The sequence below is a fragment of the Streptosporangium sp. NPDC023615 genome, assembly GCF_040640155.1.
Classification (GTDB): domain Bacteria; phylum Actinomycetota; class Actinomycetes; order Streptosporangiales; family Streptosporangiaceae; genus Streptosporangium.
Genome location: NZ_JBFABE010000053.1, coordinates 1 through 16,459 on the forward strand (window position 1 = coordinate 1; position 16,459 = coordinate 16,459).

Here is a 16,459-nt window from a genome sequence, read left to right on the forward strand (position 1 = left end):
TGCCGGTGTGCACGTCACGCGCCAGACCCGCGATCTTCAGCGGATCGCCCAGCACACCGGGAACGCCGGTAACGCCGGGGACAGGACCGTGGTGAACGGGGGGCGGGGGAGCGGGCCGGGTCAGGCCCGTTTGGCGATGGCGGTGATGAAGGGCTGCACCAGGCGGGCGGCCAGCGGGCCGAAGGCGGCCAGGATGAGCACGTACGTGGCGGCCAGCGGTCCGAGGTCGGGGTGGACCCCGGCGGCCACCGCCAAGCCCGCGATCACGATGTTGAACTCGCCCCGGGGGATGAGCGCGATACCGGCCCGCGCCTGTCCCGCCTTGGCGATCCCCGCCCGCCGGGCCGCGTAGGCGCCGGTGAGCAACTTGGTGATCATGCTGATCAGCGCGAGCAGCGCGGCCAGCCCGGCGACCGGAAGGATCTTCGTCGGGTCGGTCTGCAGGCCGAAGAAGACGAAGAACACCGCGGCGAACAGGTCGCGGATCGGGGTGAGCAGCGCCTGGGCGTCCTCGGCCAGCTCGCCCGAGAGGGCGATGCCCACCAGGAAGGCGCCGACCGCGGCCGAGACCTGGAGCTGCTGGGCCACCCCGGCGACCAGCAGCGCCAGCCCGATGACCTTCAGCAGCAGCACCTCGGAGTTGGGGCTGGAGACGAACGCCTCGATGACCCTGCCGTAGCGGAGCGCGACCAGCAGGACGACGCTGACCGCGGCCAGCGCGATCGCCACGGTGATCGCGCCGCCGGCGAGGCTCAGCCCGGCCAGCACCGCGGTCAGGACCGGCAGGTAGATCGCCATCGTGAGGTCCTCGAAGACCAGCAGCGACAGCACCACCGGCGTCTCGCGGTTACCGATCCAGCCCAGGTCGGACAGGACCTTCGCGGTGATGCCGGAGGAGGTCGCGTAGGTGACGCCGGCCATGGCGATGGCCGCCACCGGCCCCCAGCCCAGCAGCAGGGCGGCGATCGCGCCCGGCGCCGCGTTGAGGACCAGGTCGACGACGCCGGCGCGGGCGTTGCCCTTCAGGCTCGTCACGAGCTCGTCGGCGTTGTACTCCAGACCGAGGGTGAGGAGCAGCAGGATGACGCCCAGCTCGGCGCCGACCGAGATGAACTCCTCGCTGGTGGCCAGGGGGAGGATGCCGCCGGTGCCGAAGGCCAGACCGGCGATGAGATAGAGGGGGATGGGGGAGATGCCGACCCTCAGGGCCAGGGCACCGAGGATGCCCAGCCCGAGGAGGACGGCGCCGAGCTCAAGAAAGAGAATCGCCGTGTGCACCCGGTGACCTACCCGCCGGACAGGATGTCGGAGACGGCGGAGGTGCTCTCCGGGCTGCCCACCACGACCACCACGTCGGCCTCGGCCAGCTCGAAGTCGGGGGCGGGGCTGGCGAACACCTGCCCCTCGCGCACCACGGCCACGATGGAGGCCCCGGTGCGGGTGCGCACGCGCGCGTCACCCATCGGGCGGCCGGCGTACGGCGAGCCGGAGACGATCGGCAACTGCAGGCTGACCAGCCCCTCGACCTCGCGGTGCAGGTCGTTGAGGCGCTGCACGATACGCGGTGCGCCGAGCAGCTCGGCGAGCGCGTCGGCCTCCTCGTCGTTCAGCTTGACGGTCTCGCACGCCCGGTCGGGGTCGTGACGGTCGTAGATCACCAGGTCGCGGCGGCCGTTGCGGTGGGAGACGAGCCCTATACGCCTTCCCGACCGCGTGGTGAACTCGTGCCGTAGTCCTATTCCGGGCAGTGCCGTCTGCTCGACCTCCACCGTGCCCGCCCTTCCTGCGCGTGCCCTCCGCCTAGTCGGAGGGCGACCTGTCAGAGAACCTAGCAACACCGGTCGTAAGGCGCGTTCCCGCATGGCGTGATCCGCCTCCGGCCCCCTCCGGTCCCGATGCGGCGAGGAAGGAGTGGCTAGGGTGGCCGTACGTGATCTCAAGACGAGGGGCCCGCGCGCATGCCTGACGACCGTCCGTACGACATCGTGCTGTTCGGCGCCACCGGCTTCACCGGGGCGCTCACCGCGGAGTACCTCGCGCGCGCCGCGGGTCCCGGCCTTCGCTGGGCCCTGGCCGGGCGCAACCGGGCCAGGCTCGAGGCGGTCAGGGAGCGGATCGGCCTGCCCGAGCTGCCGTTGCTGCACGCCGACGCGACCGATCCCGCCTCCCTGGCGGGGATCGCCCGGCAGGCCAGGGTCGTCGCGACCACCGTGGGCCCCTACCTCTCCCACGGCGAGCCGCTCGTGGCCGCCTGCGCCGAGGCGGGTACCCACTACGCCGACATCACCGGCGAGCCCGAGTTCGTCGACCGGATGTTCATCCGGCACCACGACCAGGCCAGGCGGACCGGGGCCAAGCTCGTGCACGCCTGCGGGTTCGACTCGATCCCGCACGACCTGGGCGCCTACTTCACGGTCGGGCACCTGCCCGATGGTGTGCCGCTGGAGGTCAGCGGGTTCGTCCGGGCCTCGGGTGCCGTCTCGGGCGGCACCGTGCACTCCGCCGTCCTGGCGGCCTCCCGGTTGCGCGAGGCCACCGAGGCCGCGCTGATCCGGGGCGAGCTCGAACGCCGGCGGGAACCCCGGTTCGCGGCCAGCCTCGTGACGGGTCCCGCGGCGGACCCGGCGACGGCACCCACGCCCAGTCCCGCGACGGATCCCGGGGCGGGTCCCGCGACGCCCCCCGCCGCCAGGAGGGCGCGCGGCGGCCCGGGGCGGGTCCGGTACGTCGGGGGCTGGGCCCTGCCGCTCCCCACGCTCGACCCGCAGATCGTCGCCCGCTCGGCCCGCGCGCTGGAGCGGTACGGTCCCGACTTCACCTACCGTCACCACGTGGCGGTCAAGGGGCTGCCGGCCGCGCTCGGCCTCGCCGCGGGCATGGGCACGCTCGCCCTGCTCGCCCAGGTGCCCGCGGCCCGGTCCCTGCTGCTGAACCGCTTCCCGCAGGGCGCGGGGCCCACCCCGGAGCGCCGGGCCGGGAACTGGTTCAAGGTCACCTTCCTGGGCCTGGGCGGCGGGGCGCGTGTCGTCACCGAGGTCGCGGGGGGCGACCCCGGCTACACCGAGACCGCCACGATGCTCGGCGAGGCGGCGCTCTGCCTGGCGACCGACGACCTCCCGGAGGTCTCCGGCCAGGTGACCACCGCCGTGGCGATGGGCGACGCGCTGATCGGCCGCCTCGAGCGCGCCGGCATCACGTTCCGGGTGCTGAGCGACTCGCGCGGGTAGGTCCCCGCCGGTGAGCGCCCTGGCCGCGCCGGGGGGAAGACTTGGCGCGGGCGTGAGCATGAGGGGGATCCGGCCGAGGTATGAGACCAGGTAGCCGTGCCCACGAGCGGGCACGAGCCGCGTCACGTCCGGCCGTGGACGTCGGGGCCCGTGATCGGGTACGACGGACGGGGCCGGAGGGCGAAACACCAACCGGGACACGCCGGACCGCCGGACGGACCGCCGGACGGTGTGCCGGACGGACCACCGGGCGGCAGAGCCCGAGGGGCGGCCGGCCGGGTCCGGGACCGGTACCAGTCTCAGGAGGCCTCATCATGCAGATGCCCGAAGTCAACGAGTGTCAGGTCGACGCGTGCGCGTACAACACCGAACACTCCTGCCACGCGCTGGCCATCACGGTCGGTAACAGCACCCACGCCGAGTGCGAGACCTTCTTCAAGGTCTCGACCAAGGGGGGCGACCCGTCCGCCACCGGGCACGTCGGCGCCTGCAAGATGTCCAACTGCCAGCACAACGTCCAGTTCGCCTGCCAGGCTTCCGGCATCGTCGTGGGGTACGCGCAGAAGGACATCGACTGCCTGACGTACGCGCCCGCCTGACGGGGTCGCGGGCCGGGTGCTCCCGGGAGGTGAGGGGCCTTCAGGAGACGCCCGGCCGGATCCGCCGATCGAGGACCACGTCGGTGACGGCCACGGCCAGCGCCACCAGCACGAAGGCCACGGTGACCAGCAACGAGTGCCGGAACGCCGTGGCGTGGTCACCTCCGGAGGCGGCGACCTCGGCGAAGAACACCGAGCCGATCGCCGCGATCCCGAGGGCCGCGCCCATCCGCTGACCGGTCTGCAGCACCCCGCCGGCGGCTCCCCCCGTGGCGGGTGGCACCTCCGACAACGTCAGCGTCTGGTTGGGGGAGATCACCAGCCCGCTGCCCAGGCCGGCGGCCAGCAGCGGCAGCGCGATCGCCCAGGCCACGTGCTCGCCCGGGACCAGCCGCACCGCGAGCGCCGTGACGCCCAGCGCGGCCGAGACCAGCAGCAGGCCCGCCACGACCAGCGGGCGGCCCAGCCGGGTGACGAGCCTGCCGCCCAGCGCGGCGGCCACGGCCGACCCGGCCGCGAACGGCGTGGTCGTCAGCCCCGCCTCCAGGGGCGAGTAACGCAGCCCGTTCTGCAGGTACAGGGTCAGGATGAAGAAGATCGCGGTGAAACCGGCGAAGTAGAGCGTTCCGAGCAGCACGCCCAGCGCGTAGGAGCGCCTGCGGAACAGCGACAGGTCGACGACCGGCGTCGAGTGCCGCCCGTAGCGGCGCTCCCAGGCGGTGAAACCCGCGAGCACGACGAGCCCGGCCGCCCCCGAGGCCCACCTGCCGGCGCCGTGCCACTCCTGTCCCTCGACGAGCGGCAGGAGCACCAGCGTGATCCCGGACGCCAGCAGCAGCACGCCCACCGGGTCGACGCTCTCCCGGACGCGCTCCTGCGGCGCGCGCGGCCGGATGTAGCGGTACGCCAGCACCACGGCCAGGACGCCGATGGGCACGTTGACGTAGAAGACGAGCCGCCATCCGTCGGCGCCGCCGCCGAGATGGATGAGCGCCCCGCCGAGCATCGGGCCGACCGCGGTCGACACGCCGATGACGGTGCCCAGCATGCCGAACGCCCTGCCCCGCTCGGCCCCCCGGAAGAGCTGCTGGATCAGGCCGCTGACCTGAGGGTTGATCACCCCGCCCGCCAGCCCCTGCACGAGCCTGGCCACCACCAGCCAGGCCGCCTCGCCGGCGATCCCCGCGGCCGCGCTGGCCAGGGTGAACAGGACGACGCCGAAGACGAACGCGTTGCGCCGGCCGTACATGTCGCCGAACCGCCCGGCGGGGATCAGCGCCAGCCCGAAGGTGAGCGCGTACCCCGACACCACCCACTGCAGTGCGCTCTGCGAGGCGTCCAGCCCGGTACGGATGGAGGGCAGGGCCACGTTGACGATGCTGACGTCGAGCAGGGTCATGAACCCGGCGACCAGGCAGACGGTCAGGGCCTTCCACCGGCACGGGTCCGCGCCCTCGCGTTCCCGGGCGCTGGCCGTGCCGTCCGGTCCGCCGCTCACCCGGCCGCGCGCGCGGGGACGACGGCCCGGGGCGGCACCGGCGGCAGGGGTGATCGACCGTGGACCATCGTGACCCCCTCGTTCCGCGTGCCCGCGGCTCCGTGCCCGGCAGCCCCTCCCTACCCTTCCGGACGTACGGATAGGGGTGGGTGACGGAAAAGGATACGGCGGGCGGCCACCTCGCCGCCCGCCGCACCGGTCCGCCCCGGATGCTCCCGCCCACGGTGCCAGGGCCTTCCCCCGGGGTCCCCCGGCGCCGAGATCGTCTCCCGGCGCCGGGGTCCCGGGGCGAGGAGCCCGTGCCCGGAGGATCTCAGGACCGGGTGCCGCCCGGTGTCACGGGCACGACACCTCGCCGCTGGTGGCCGGGACGTTCACCGCGCTCCAGGCGGCCTTGACCGCGTTGACCTCGACGCAGCTTCCGGGGAAGAGCGACTTGGCGGCGGCCACGGTGGCCCGGCGCGCCTTGGCGTGCGTCCACGGGGCCGTCTTGGTGTTCAGCCCGGACTGGAAGATCTGGCCGGCCTTCTGGATGCCGATGCCGGTCAGGGTCGACGGGCCCGAGCAGACCGTGCTGGCCGGCTTGCCCACCGGGTTGGTGCCCTCGGCGAGCAGGTAGAACCAGTGGTTCTGCGGGCCCGCCGCCGAGTGCACCGGGGTGGAGGGGATGGAGGAGCTGTAGCAGTTCGGGTGCCCCTTGGCGGAGGGGTTGTACATGTTGCGGATCTCTCCCGAACCGGACAGGTTGACCTCCTCGCCCACCAGGTAGTCCGGCGGGTCGAGGGTGGCGGGCTGGTTGGCGTAGTGCTCGGTCAGCGCGCCGTAGATGTCGCCGGTCGACTCGTTCAGGCCACCGGACTCGTTGCCGCTGCCGCCGCCGCCGCTTCCGGAGTTCTGGAAGATGGCGTGGCCGTACTCGTGGCCGACCACGTCCATCGGGGTGGCCTGCCGGGTGTTGGCCGAGTTGCGGCCGAAGCTGGTGTAGCTGCCGTTCCAGTAGGCGTTGACGGCGGTCAGGCCGACCCGGGACGGGTAGGTGCGGCCCGTGCCGGTGACACCGTTGCGGCCCAGCCAGTTGCGGAGCATGTCCCACTGCTTCTGCGCCGCGTACATCGCGTCGACGCAGGCGGTCTCCAGGTTGGTGCCGGAGCCGTTGCCCCAGTTGTCGGTCGACTTGGTGTAGACGGCGCCGTTCTGGCCGCCGCAGCGCAGGCCGGGACGGGTGGTGTCGGTCATCGAGTACGAGCCGCTCGACCCCGACGTCTGGATGGTCACCGGGTTGCCGTTGTAGTAGCTGTTGCCGGTGCCGGCGCGGACGTCGTCGTAGGACTCGACGATCGACCCGTCGAGCGCGTCCACGAAGACGTGCAGGACGCTCGGGGCCTCCTGGGTGGCGCCGTTGACGACCACCTCCCAGGCCAGCCTGGGCGTCTCGGTGGTCGCGTGCACGACCAGCTCGGGGGTGGCCACGCTCTCCACGGTCGGGAGCTGGGCGCGGGCGGTGGCCGACGCGGTGGCGGCGTCCACCTTGCTGGTGACATCGATCGTGATCCTGCTCTGCAGACCCGAGTTCACCGAGCCGACCTGCTCGCCGAACCGGTCGGTGGACACGACCACCTCACCGCCGTGCACCCGCAGGCCGCGGTAGCTGCGCGAGTAGGTCAGGTACTGCAGACCCTTGACGCCCGAGACGTTGGCGGCCAGGTCGAACTTCTCGTTCGCTCCCTTGAGCGTGAGGTCCGCCCTGGCGGCCAGGGTCGCGTTGGCGGTCGCGACCGCCTGGGCGCGCGCCTCGGCGCTCGGCGGCGCGTACACCGGCGGCTCCGCGGCGACGGCACGTCCGGCGTTGTCCACCGGCGCGGTGGCGGCGTTCACCGCGGAGGGGGTGGTCATGGCGGCGACGGCCAGTACGGCCACGGCGCCGACCTTGAGCTTCGAGTTCACGCGGGGTGACTCCTCTCGATGTCCCTTGGGGGGTAGGAGGGATGCAAGGAGCCCTGTAGGTGGGGGCTACAGCAAAGCTGACATCGGAAGGGCCAGTCGAATACCTCACAAAATCCCATAACGTCGTGCTATGGGGGCGAGATGGGATCTTCCAGACGGTGTCCTCCCAGGCCAGGGGAGGGGCTCACGCGCCGGCGGGGCTGAAAGGACAGGTGTCACAGGTTTCCGGACCTGACGGCCGGCGTTCCTTGGCGCCTGCCCGGCCGCGCGGGAAGGTTGGCCCATGAATGAGACAGCACCCCCCCACGGACCGGGCGCGACGGCACGGGACGACGGCCGGGCCGGGACGGGGCACCGCCCGGCGGGCGGCCGCGTCCGGTGGGGCCGGTTCGCCCGGCACTACGTCGAGATGATCATCGCGATGTTCGTCGGGATGTTCGTCCTGGGCCTGCTCCTGCGCGCCGCCGGTCTCGGCTTCTCCCACGACCGGCAGCCCGAGCTCGCCTACCTGCTGATGGCGTTCGACATGTCGGTCGGCATGGCGGTCTGGATGCGCTACCGGGGTCACGGCTGGATCCCCACGCTGGAGATGTGCGCCGCCATGTTCGTCCCGGTCGTGCCGCTCTTCCCGCTGCTGTGGGCGGGCGTCATCGACTCCGGGGGCTTGATGACGCTCGCTCACGTGGCGATGTTCCCCCTGATGCTGGCCGCGATGCTGTGGCGCCGCGACGAGTACGCCGGCTGCGGGGACCGGCACCACGGCGGGACCTGAGACCCGGCCGGGATCGGGGGACGCCCGGCCGGGATCCGAAGGCGGGGCTCGGGGAGCTCTGCCGGGATCCGGGGGAGCGCGGACCGGGGAGGCCCGGCCGGGACCCGGGGGCGCGTGGTCCCGGCCGGGCGGGGGGCCCTACGATCCACGTGTGCGGAACGACGTTCTACGGGCCGACCGGTTCTCCCGCGCGGCGCTCGCCGCCTTCTGGGTCTGCTCCGCGTCCCACCTGGTGCTGCTCGCCGCCGGGGGCGGCCCGCCGGCCTCGGTGACGAAGGCGCTGCTGATGCCGGCGCTGGCGGCCTGGGTGCTGGCCCGGCGAGGGCCGCTCCCGCTGGTGGCGGCGCTCCTGCTGTCCTGGGGCGGCGACGTGGCCCTGGACGTGGACGGCCTCTTCCTCGCCGGGATGGCCCTGTTCGCCGCCGCGCACGTGTGTTACGTGACCTTCCTCGTCCGGCGGGGGGCGCTCGCCGCGCTGCGCCGCCGCCCGCTGATCCCGGTGCTCTACGCCGTCCTGTGGGCGGGCCTGGTGGCGCTCCTGTGGCCCGGCCTGGGGGACCTGCGGCTGCCGGTGGCCGGGTACTCGCTGCTGCTGACCGCGACCGCGGTCACCGCCGCCGGCCTCGGCCCGCGGATCGGGGCGGGCGGTGCGCTGTTCCTGGTCTCCGACGCGCTGATCGCCTTCGGCCTGGCGGACCTTCCCCGGCCCCCGCTGATCGACCTCGTGGTCATGGCCACCTACATCGCCGCCCAGTACCTCCTCGCCTCGGGAATCGTCGCGCGCGAGGCGGAGCCGAGCCCCCTGGCCGCCGGGGAGCCGTCCCGCCCGTGAGGTGAGGTTGGGTCTTCTCAGAGCCCGCACCCCGGGTTATCAAGGGCTGCGGAGCCGACGGCCCCGCCCCCCGCGCCAGGCCGCCGGGATCACCTCGTCCCGGATGCCCGCGGTCATCCCACCCCGGAGCGGACGAAGGACGACATGCGACACGTGCGGCAAGCGATCACGCGAACCCTCTGCGTCATGGCCGTGCTCGCGGCCGTCCTTGGGGCCGGGGCCACCCCGGCGGCCGGCGGCGTCCGGGCGGCCGGGCCTCCCGGCCCGTGGGGGATCGCCCTCGTCGTCAACGGCCCCTCCACCACGACCGTCCAGCGCCAGCGAGGTTCGTGGCCGTCCGAGTACCGGGTCGAGTCGTCCTTCGGGGAGCCCGGCGAGGTGCTGGTGAGGTTCCCGCGGATCGGCCTCGCCTCCGGGGGAGTCGCGCACGTCACGGCGGTGTCGGCGTCCCCCGACTGGTGCCAGGCCGGCGGGTGGCGGCGGTCCGGCGCCGACGAGATCGTGGCGGTACGGTGCCACCGCCACGGCGGGGGCCGGGTCCTGGTCCCGTTCTACGTCGCCTTCGGGCACAGCGCCCAGATCCTGCCCGCGCGCCAGGCGTACGGATACGTGCACTGGGACGGCTCCGCCGTGGCCGGGCGGTTCAACTCCTCGGCGGCGACCGCCGTGAACTCCGTCGTGAGGTCGGCGACGTCCCCGGGAACGTGGCAGGTCCTCCTGCCGGGCCTCGGCACGACGGGACACGCCGGCAACATCCAGGTCACGGCGGTGAACCCGGCCGTACCGGCCCGCTGCAAGGTGGCCGGGTGGACGCCGACGGCCGCCGAGCAGAGGATCACGGTGAGGTGCCACGACGCGGCCGACGCGCCGCTCGACACCGGGTGGAGCCTGACCTACCACCGCGCGCACGCCGTCCTCGCGACGTACCCGCAGTACGAGGCGGCCTACACCTTCGACAACGCGCCCGCCACCGCGGGCCCCTACGTGCCCGTCCCCTCGGCCGTCAACCACAACTCCCACGGCACGGGCATCGGGATCAACCACCCGGGGACCGGGAAGAAGCAGGTCGTCGTCTCCGGAACCGTCAACGTGTACACGGACAACACGCAGGTCACGGCGGTCGGTCCCGGCCCCGCGTTCTGCAACCTGTCCCATCCCTCGCAGCTCTACGCCACGTACGCGAGCATCCGCAACGTCGCCTGCTACACCGGCACCGTCCCGGCCGACCAGCCCTCGATGGTCACCTACCTGGCCCCGCCCACCTGACCGGCGAGGCCGGGCGCGCGCGGGGCGGGCCCGGCCTGCCGTTCGGAAGAGTACGGTCAGAGCCTCCTGTAGTAGACGACGACGGGAAGCGGGACGCACCCGAGCTTCTCGTAGAGGGCCCTGGCGGGTGCGTGGAAGGGGTCGCCCCCGGTGCCGATCTCGACCACCTCGGCCCCGAGGGCCCGCATCCGGTCGAAGGCGTGCTCGCACAGCGCGGTGCCCGTGCGGTGCCGGCGGTGCCCGGCCGAGACGGCGAGGTGTGAGACGGTCCCGTTCCCGCGGGCCACATCGACGCTCCAGGCCACGTAACCGGCGACGGCGTCACCGATCTCGGCGACCGCGACGTACATGTGCCGGTCCGGGGCGTGGAGCCCGGCGACCTCCCGGCGGTAGTCGCCGCGCCAGTCGCCGTGCTGGTTGGCGAAGACGACCTCGCCCACCAGGGGACGGAAGGAGTCCTCGTAGAAGGGCCGGAACGTCTCGATGGTCAGCTCGGTGAGCCGCGCCAGGTCGTGCCGGGCGAACGGACGGATGAGCATGGAAGTGTGCCTTTCAGACTGAGGGCGTGATGCCTGAACGAAAAAGGGCATCGGTCGGCCCGCTCACGGTCTGACACAGACGGCGAGCCGACCCTCAGTGGCGGGTACGCCAGGCGGCGAAGCACTCCATGGCACGCACCCTAGTGCGCCGCCGGACGACACGTCGACCGGATTTCCGGCGCCGTCCGCCAGCCGGCGGTGCGACCCGCACGTGGAGGAGCTCCGAGAGCCGACACCGTCCGTCGTCGTTCCCCGTCGACACCTTCGCTCTTGATCGTATTGTCCTGTGAGCGGCCTCTGAGTGGATCGTCCCCTGACGAGACGGTGACGGCTTGTACGACAGGACAACGACGAGTGGTCGTCTGTCCGGCCGGCTCGACGGGCAGAGCACGCCCGTCGAATTCACTCTGAGAAACCGTGGCTCTTGAGACGTGAGATCAAGTCGTCCATGTTCTTGGGCTCCGTCCATCCCGAGCGCGTGCCCGCGACGTCCAAAGGCTCGATTCCGCCCACGAGGGTCTGATCGCCCGCGCTTTTCTGCCGGACGCGCGTCTGATCTTCGAACACAAGACCCTGGGGAGGCGGACCGGTGAGTACGGCGTCATCGGGGACGGCGTCTCCGTTCTTCACGACGGGATCTTCGCGGGGGATGCGCTCGTCTGCGAAGACCACGGCCCTGGTGCCGGTGGGGATGGACTTCTCGAAGTCCTCCAGGGATTTTCTGGGCAGCCACTCCTCGGGCTTCCTGAAGTCGTCCCTGACCACAGCGCCTCGGAACAGATCGACAAAGACCATTTTCTTCTCTCCGACCCCCTTCAAGGGGTCGGTGACTTTTATCCTGAGAAAAACCCGGTGCTCAAGTGGCCCGTTGGGGTAGGTGGCCAGGGCCGGCCCTTCCTGCCATCCGTCGACCACGCCTGCGGTGACGATCGACTGGTCCTTCGCCAGTGCCTCCGGTGAGGAAAAAGCTTGGAAGTCGGATTCCGCGACCCGGAGAATCGAGACATCGAGTGCTTCGTGATTCCCCTGAGTGATCCGGGCCGTAGTGGGGTTGTCGAAGGTCTTGCCGCCCGTGCACCCGCTCAGGGCAAGAGCCGGAACAAGGACCAGGGCAGCGGCAGAGCGCCTCATCGACATTCCCCTTTCCATGTCAGGGCCACCGGGAGTTCGCGTGACCGAGGTGGCGGCCATTGTATTGCTGTCATTTGAATGGCGCATTCCGGGTGAATGGCCATGATTCGGGAGGGGAGTGACGACCCTCAGGGCGTAGAGGAAGCCGGTGAGGTTCTTGCCGGTCACGCCTTCCTCGAGGTCGCGAAAAGGGGCCGGAATCGTCGCGCACTGCCGGTTCACCGTCACCGCTGGAACCCCTGAACCAAGGAAAGGCCGGGCGGTCACCTCAGCGTGTGGGCAGGGCGAAGACGACGGCCTTGCCGGGGGCGCCGGTGCCGTGGGTCGCGGTGGGGTGGACGCGGTACCGCCCCTGGGAGAGCCGGTGGGCCAGGAGCAGACCGCTGGGAGAGCCGGTGGGCCAGGAGCAGGCCGCGTCCGTTCTCGGCGAACAGGGGCAGGCCGATCTCCTCCACGGAATCGAGGAGATCGAGGATGATACGGACCTCGCGGAGGTCGGGGCCGCCGTCGACGACCTCGCACCAGGCGGGGACACCGTCCAGGCTGACGACGCGCAACTCGTACGGGGGACGGGCGTGCCTCTCGGCGTTGGCGGCCAGCTCCGCCGCGACGACCTCCGCGTCACCGATGGCCTCATCCTCCAGCCCGGCCTCCTGGAGTACCTCCCGGACCACGGCGCGGGCGTGACGCGCGGCCGAGCCTGACCGAAGGACCGTGACCGGCACGCGAACGTCGCCGCATCCCGACGCGGGGTGGTGAACGGCGCCCTTCCGTGATCACATTGAGTGGTCGTTCGGCTACCGCGGAGGGTGTCGTGGGCGGGCAACGGAGTCGTAAGGAGCGTCCCGAGCTGGTGAGGGCGCGGATGCGGCGGGGGATGAGCCAGGAGGCGGCGGCGCAGGCGCTCGGCGTGACGCCGGCGACCTGGGCGCGCTGGGAGCGCGGCGAGCAGAGGGTCCGGCCGCGTGTGTGACGGCCGGTGACGGATCACGCGCGGCCGGGCACGTCTCCACGATCGGATCCCCGGCCGGATGGCGAGACCTCGGCGGGGCGACCGCGGCGGGGGTGTCGCGCGGCGGTGGCGGGGTACCCCATTCAGGAGAAAAGCCCAGCTCACATGCTTGATCCGCCCGGGAAGGACGTGGACGATGCCTCTGAGACGGCCCGGCCGCACCGGGCGCGGAAGCAGGGACCTGGAGATCAATCCGATCTTCAGCCGGGAGCCCCTCAGGGTCCCGCGCCACGCCATGCCGGCCGGGGAGATGGAGCCGGACACGGCCTACCAGCTGGTGCACGACGAGTTGATGCTGGACGGCAACGCGCGGCTGAACCTCGCGACGTTCGTGAGCACCTGGGCGGAGCCGCAGGCGCTGAGGCTGATGGCCGAGTGCGTCGAGAAGAACATGATCGACAAGGACGAGTATCCGCAGACCGCCGAGCTGGAGACGCGGTGCGTGGACATCCTCGCCAGGCTCTGGCACGCCGAGGCCCCCCACCGCGCGACGGGCTGCTCGACGACCGGGTCGAGCGAGGCGGCCATGCTGGGCGGCCTGGCGCTCAAGCGGCGCTGGCGGCGACGGCGTCGCTCGGAGGGGCGGCCCGACGACCGGCCCAACCTCGTCATGGGCGTCAACGTGCAGATCTGCTGGGACAAGTTCGCCGACTACTTCGACGTCGAACCCCGCTACGTGCCCATGGAGGGCGATCGGTACCACCTGAGCCCGCAGACCGCCGTCGAGTCGTGCGACGAGAACACCATCGGGGTCGTGGCCGTCCTGGGCTCCACCTACGACGGCAGCTACGAGCCCGTCGCGGACATCGCCGCGGCCCTGGACGACCTGCAGGCCCGCACCGGGCTCGACGTGCCGATCCACGTGGACGGCGCCTCCGGCGCGATGATCGCGCCCTTCCTCGACCCCGACCTGCTCTGGGACTTCCGGGTGCCGCGGGTGGCGTCGATCAACACCTCCGGGCACAAGTACGGGCTGGTGATGCCAGGGGTGGGCTGGGTGCTGTGGCGTGACTCCCAGGCGCTCCCCGACGACCTGGTCTTCCACGTCAACTACCTCGGCGGGGACATGCCGACCTTCGCGCTGAACTTCTCCCGGCCGGGCGCCCAGGTGGTCGCGCAGTACTACAACTTCCTGCGGCTGGGCTTCGACGGCTACCGCCGGGTGCAGCGGACCTGCCGGGACGGGCGACCCGCCTGGCCGGGGAGATCGCCCGGCTGGGCCCCTTCGAGCCGATCACCGACGGCGGCCAGACCCCGGTGTTCGCCTTCCGGGTACGCGAGGGGGCCGGCGACTTCACGGTCTTCGACGTCTCCGCCGCGCTGCGCGAGCGCGGCTGGCTGGTGCCCGCCTACACCTTTCCCGAGAACCGCACGGATCTGGCGGTACTGCGCGTCGTCGTCCGCAACGGTTTCAGCCACGACCTGGCCGATCTGCTGATGGAGGACCTGCGCAGGGTCCTGCCCCGCCTGGAGGGCCGGGGCGGACCGCACCGCACCGCCGATGACGCCGGAGGCTTCGCGCACGGCGCCGAGGCGCGGAGGTCGCGGCGCCACGGCTGACGGTTCCGGGCCGGGCGAGGGCCGGAGCGGGGGCGACGGAAGAAGGAGGGTCGAGATGTGCCGTCTGTTCGGCCTGAGCAGCGCGCCCCGGCGTACGCGTGCCACCTTCTGGCTGCTGGACGCCCCCGACAGCCTGGCCCGCCAGAGCCACCGCGACCCCGACGGGACCGGGCTGGGCCACTTCGACGCCGACGGCACCCCGCACGTGCACAAGGCGCCCATCGCGGCCTACGAGGACCGGCGTTTCGCCGAGGAGGCCAGGGAGGTGGAATCCGCCACGTTCCTGGCGCACATCCGTTTCGCCTCCACCGGCGGCCTGGAGACGCGCAACACGCATCCCTTCCTGCAGGAGGGGCGGCTCTTCGCCCACAACGGGGTGATCGAGGGCCTGGACGACCTCGACGCGGAGCTGGGGAAGGACTGGGAACGGGTTCGGGGGGAGACCGACTCGGAGCGCTTCTTCGCGCTGATCACCCGTGAGATCGGGGCGCACGGCGGCGACGTCGCCGCCGGCATCGAGAGCGCCGCGCGCTGGGTCGCCGGGAACCTGCCCGTCTACGCGCTCAACCTGGTCCTCATCACGCCGCGGGACCTGTGGGCGCTGCGCTACCCCGACACCCACGAGCTCTACGTGCTGCGGCGTGCCGCCGGTGGACAGCACGGCGTCCGGCACCTCGACCACAGCGGCGACGGCGACCGGATGCGCGTCCGCTCCCGCGACCTGGCGGGCGTCTCCGCGTCCGTGGTCGCCAGTGAACGCATGGACGACCATCCCGGGTGGCGTCCGATGGAGCCCGGCGAGCTGTTCCACGCCGGGCCGGACCTCACCCCCACCCGCCGGGTCGTGCTGCCGGAGGAGCCGGCCCACCGGCTGGGTCTCGCCGACCTGCGCCCGGAGGCCGCCGCCTCGCAGCGCGCCGGTTGAGTCCGACGCCGGCCGAGTCGGATGCAGGCCGAGTCCGACGCGGGACCTACCCGGCGGACGGCCTCGCGCAGGACGAGCGCTGGATGAGCTGGGCGCCCACCCGGTAGGCCCGGCCCGTCCGCCCGGCCTGCACCAGGGCCGCCGACCGGCCGGTCCGTTCGATCTGCTGGAGCAGCAGGTTCATGGCGAGATCACCGAGCTCTCCGGCCCCGTTGTCGACGACGGTGATGGGCGGCTGCCACCAGCGTAGCCAGGGGATGTCCTCGTAGCAGATCAGCGAGAGCTGCCGGGGGATGACGACGCCGGCGCCGACGAGGGTGGGCAGCATGCCGAACACGGCCTCGTGGTTGGCGGCGAACAGTGCCGTCATCCCCGGGTTGCGGCGCAGCAGCCGCTCCGTCGCCTCGGAGCCGAAGGCGGAGTCGAACGGCCCGCGCTCGACGAGGGAGTCCTCGACCTGACGGCCGCGTTCCCTCAGTGCCTGCTCGTAGCCGGCGAACCGCTCCAGGCCGGAGTTGGCGCTCATCAGGCCGCCGATGAAGCCGATCCGCTCGTGGCCCAGGTCGAGCAGGTGCGAGGTGGCCGCGTGGGCGCCCTCGCGGTCGGAGGCGAGGACCGACGGCGCGGCGCTCTCGGCGGCGGCGCGGATGACGTTGACGACGCCGATGCCCTCGGCGAGCAGCGCGTTGGCCATGGCCGTGTTCCGGCCCGTGCCCACCATGATCAGCCCGTCCACCCCGTGCGCGGCGAGGGTCCGCAGGAAGGACTCCTCCCGCCGCGGGTCCGCGTCGGTGATGCAGAGCATCACCTGGTAACCCTCGGCCGCGGCGCGGCGCTGCACGACCTCGGCGATGGTGTGGAAGGAGGCGTTGATGAGGTTGTTCAGCACCAGTCCCACGACGTGGGACTGCTTGGAGCGCAGTGCGCCGGCCACGCGGTTGAGGCGGTAGCCCATCCGGTCCGCGACCTCCTTCACCGCCACCCGGGTCTCCGAGGCGATCAGCGGTGAGCCGCTCAGGGCACGGGAGGCCGTGCTGCGTGACACCCCGGCCGCGGCGGCGACGTCCTTCAGCGTGATCGCCATCGTCCTTCTTTCTGGGATCGATCCCATCCGGAGGGAAATTTTGCCACAAGATCATGGCCTCTTGGTGGGG

At 72.2% G+C, this 16,459-nt stretch carries 17 protein-coding genes; 9 read left to right on the top strand and 8 right to left on the bottom strand.

Going from position 1 to position 16,459, the window contains the following annotated elements; translation table 11 throughout:
• Positions 1–120: 120 nt before the first annotated feature.
• Together AB0G16_RS28495 and AB0G16_RS28500 are read right to left on the bottom strand one after the other, a co-directional pair.
• A complete protein-coding gene (locus AB0G16_RS28495; RefSeq protein ID WP_362811456.1) occupies positions 121–1,278 on the bottom strand; it encodes a cation:proton antiporter in 1,158 nt (385 codons plus the stop codon).
• An 8-nt stretch (positions 1,279–1,286) separates the two neighbouring features.
• On the bottom strand, positions 1,287–1,769 hold the full coding sequence (locus AB0G16_RS28500) for a cation:proton antiporter regulatory subunit (RefSeq protein WP_362811459.1): 483 nt from the start codon (positions 1,767–1,769) through the stop codon (positions 1,287–1,289).
• 189 nt (positions 1,770–1,958) lie between these two features.
• Here AB0G16_RS28500 and AB0G16_RS28505 point away from each other — a divergent pair, with 189 nt between their 5' ends.
• Entirely contained in the window at positions 1,959–3,227 is a 1,269-nt protein-coding gene (locus AB0G16_RS28505; RefSeq protein WP_362811462.1) for a saccharopine dehydrogenase NADP-binding domain-containing protein, read from the top strand.
• Positions 3,228–3,541: 314 nt separating this feature from the next.
• Positions 3,542–3,826: a DUF1540 domain-containing protein gene (locus AB0G16_RS28510; RefSeq protein WP_362811465.1), complete on the top strand. Its 285-nt coding sequence runs from the start codon at positions 3,542–3,544 to the stop codon at positions 3,824–3,826.
• A 40-nt stretch (positions 3,827–3,866) separates the two neighbouring features.
• Here the strand turns inward: AB0G16_RS28510 and AB0G16_RS28515 are convergent, their stop codons facing one another.
• Complete coding sequence (locus AB0G16_RS28515; RefSeq protein WP_362811468.1) at positions 3,867–5,324, bottom strand: MFS transporter; 1,458 nt, start codon at positions 5,322–5,324, stop codon at positions 3,867–3,869.
• A 336-nt stretch (positions 5,325–5,660) separates the two neighbouring features.
• Positions 5,661–7,268 (bottom strand): M4 family metallopeptidase, encoded by a 1,608-nt coding sequence (locus AB0G16_RS28520; protein ID WP_362811471.1) that lies wholly within the window; start codon positions 7,266–7,268, stop codon positions 5,661–5,663.
• 283 nt (positions 7,269–7,551) lie between these two features.
• On the opposite strand from AB0G16_RS28520, the gene AB0G16_RS28525 reads away from it, so the two are divergent.
• The 3 genes from AB0G16_RS28525 (at position 7,552) to AB0G16_RS28535 (ending at position 10,138) form a co-directional block, all read left to right on the top strand.
• A complete protein-coding gene (locus tag AB0G16_RS28525) occupies positions 7,552–8,040 on the top strand; it encodes a hypothetical protein (RefSeq protein WP_362811474.1) in 489 nt (162 codons plus the stop codon).
• A 151-nt stretch (positions 8,041–8,191) separates the two neighbouring features.
• Positions 8,192–8,872 (top strand): lysoplasmalogenase, encoded by a 681-nt coding sequence (locus AB0G16_RS28530; RefSeq protein WP_362811477.1) that lies wholly within the window; start codon positions 8,192–8,194, stop codon positions 8,870–8,872.
• A gap of 186 nt (positions 8,873–9,058) precedes the next feature.
• A complete protein-coding gene (locus AB0G16_RS28535; protein ID WP_362811480.1) occupies positions 9,059–10,138 on the top strand; it encodes a hypothetical protein in 1,080 nt (359 codons plus the stop codon).
• Between the two features lie 56 nt (positions 10,139–10,194).
• Here AB0G16_RS28535 and AB0G16_RS28540 read toward each other — a convergent pair whose 3' ends face one another.
• The 3 genes from AB0G16_RS28540 to AB0G16_RS28550 form a co-directional block, all read right to left on the bottom strand.
• Complete coding sequence (locus AB0G16_RS28540) at positions 10,195–10,677, bottom strand: GNAT family N-acetyltransferase (protein WP_362811483.1); 483 nt, start codon at positions 10,675–10,677, stop codon at positions 10,195–10,197.
• A gap of 402 nt (positions 10,678–11,079) precedes the next feature.
• Positions 11,080–11,976, bottom strand: coding sequence for a hypothetical protein (locus AB0G16_RS28545; RefSeq protein ID WP_362811486.1), 897 nt, complete (start codon positions 11,974–11,976; stop codon positions 11,080–11,082).
• Positions 11,977–12,071: 95 nt separating this feature from the next.
• Entirely contained in the window at positions 12,072–12,533 is a 462-nt protein-coding gene (locus tag AB0G16_RS28550) for an ATP-binding protein (RefSeq protein WP_362811489.1), read from the bottom strand.
• A gap of 89 nt (positions 12,534–12,622) precedes the next feature.
• On the opposite strand from AB0G16_RS28550, the gene AB0G16_RS28555 reads away from it, so the two are divergent.
• From AB0G16_RS28555 to AB0G16_RS28570, 4 genes are all read left to right on the top strand, one after another.
• Positions 12,623–12,781, top strand: coding sequence for a helix-turn-helix transcriptional regulator (locus tag AB0G16_RS28555; RefSeq protein ID WP_362811492.1), 159 nt, complete (start codon positions 12,623–12,625; stop codon positions 12,779–12,781).
• Between the two features lie 175 nt (positions 12,782–12,956).
• Positions 12,957–14,258 (top strand): glutamate decarboxylase, encoded by a 1,302-nt coding sequence (locus tag AB0G16_RS28560; protein WP_362811495.1) that lies wholly within the window; start codon positions 12,957–12,959, stop codon positions 14,256–14,258.
• Positions 14,258–14,380 (top strand): hypothetical protein, encoded by a 123-nt coding sequence (locus AB0G16_RS28565; protein ID WP_362811498.1) that lies wholly within the window; start codon positions 14,258–14,260, stop codon positions 14,378–14,380. The genes AB0G16_RS28560 and AB0G16_RS28565 overlap by 1 nt, the downstream gene beginning before the upstream one ends.
• Before the next feature lie 55 nt (positions 14,381–14,435).
• Positions 14,436–15,305: a class II glutamine amidotransferase gene (locus AB0G16_RS28570; RefSeq protein WP_362811501.1), complete on the top strand. Its 870-nt coding sequence runs from the start codon at positions 14,436–14,438 to the stop codon at positions 15,303–15,305.
• Positions 15,306–15,351: 46 nt separating this feature from the next.
• Here the strand turns inward: AB0G16_RS28570 and AB0G16_RS28575 are convergent, their stop codons facing one another.
• Positions 15,352–16,389, bottom strand: a complete 1,038-nt coding sequence (locus AB0G16_RS28575; protein ID WP_362811503.1) for a LacI family DNA-binding transcriptional regulator — start codon at positions 16,387–16,389, stop codon at positions 15,352–15,354.
• Positions 16,390–16,459: the final 70 nt, after the last annotated feature.

What these genes read in the sequence shown, in the direction of transcription:
- AB0G16_RS28505 (WP_362811462.1), top strand. Translation starts at nt 1,959, where the DNA reads ATGCCTGACGACCGTCCGTACGACATCGTGCTGTTCGGCGCCACCGGC.
- AB0G16_RS28510 (WP_362811465.1), top strand. Translation starts at nt 3,542, where the DNA reads ATGCAGATGCCCGAAGTCAACGAGTGTCAGGTCGACGCGTGCGCGTAC.
- AB0G16_RS28525 (WP_362811474.1), top strand. Translation starts at nt 7,552, where the DNA reads ATGAATGAGACAGCACCCCCCCACGGACCGGGCGCGACGGCACGGGAC.
- AB0G16_RS28535 (WP_362811480.1), top strand. Translation starts at nt 9,059, where the DNA reads ATGGCCGTGCTCGCGGCCGTCCTTGGGGCCGGGGCCACCCCGGCGGCC.
- AB0G16_RS28540 (WP_362811483.1), bottom strand. Translation starts at nt 10,677, where the DNA reads ATGCTCATCCGTCCGTTCGCCCGGCACGACCTGGCGCGGCTCACCGAG.
- AB0G16_RS28560 (WP_362811495.1), top strand. Translation starts at nt 12,957, where the DNA reads ATGCCTCTGAGACGGCCCGGCCGCACCGGGCGCGGAAGCAGGGACCTG.
- AB0G16_RS28565 (WP_362811498.1), top strand. Translation starts at nt 14,258, where the DNA reads ATGGAGGACCTGCGCAGGGTCCTGCCCCGCCTGGAGGGCCGGGGCGGA.
- AB0G16_RS28570 (WP_362811501.1), top strand. Translation starts at nt 14,436, where the DNA reads ATGTGCCGTCTGTTCGGCCTGAGCAGCGCGCCCCGGCGTACGCGTGCC.
- AB0G16_RS28575 (WP_362811503.1), bottom strand. Translation starts at nt 16,389, where the DNA reads ATGGCGATCACGCTGAAGGACGTCGCCGCCGCGGCCGGGGTGTCACGC.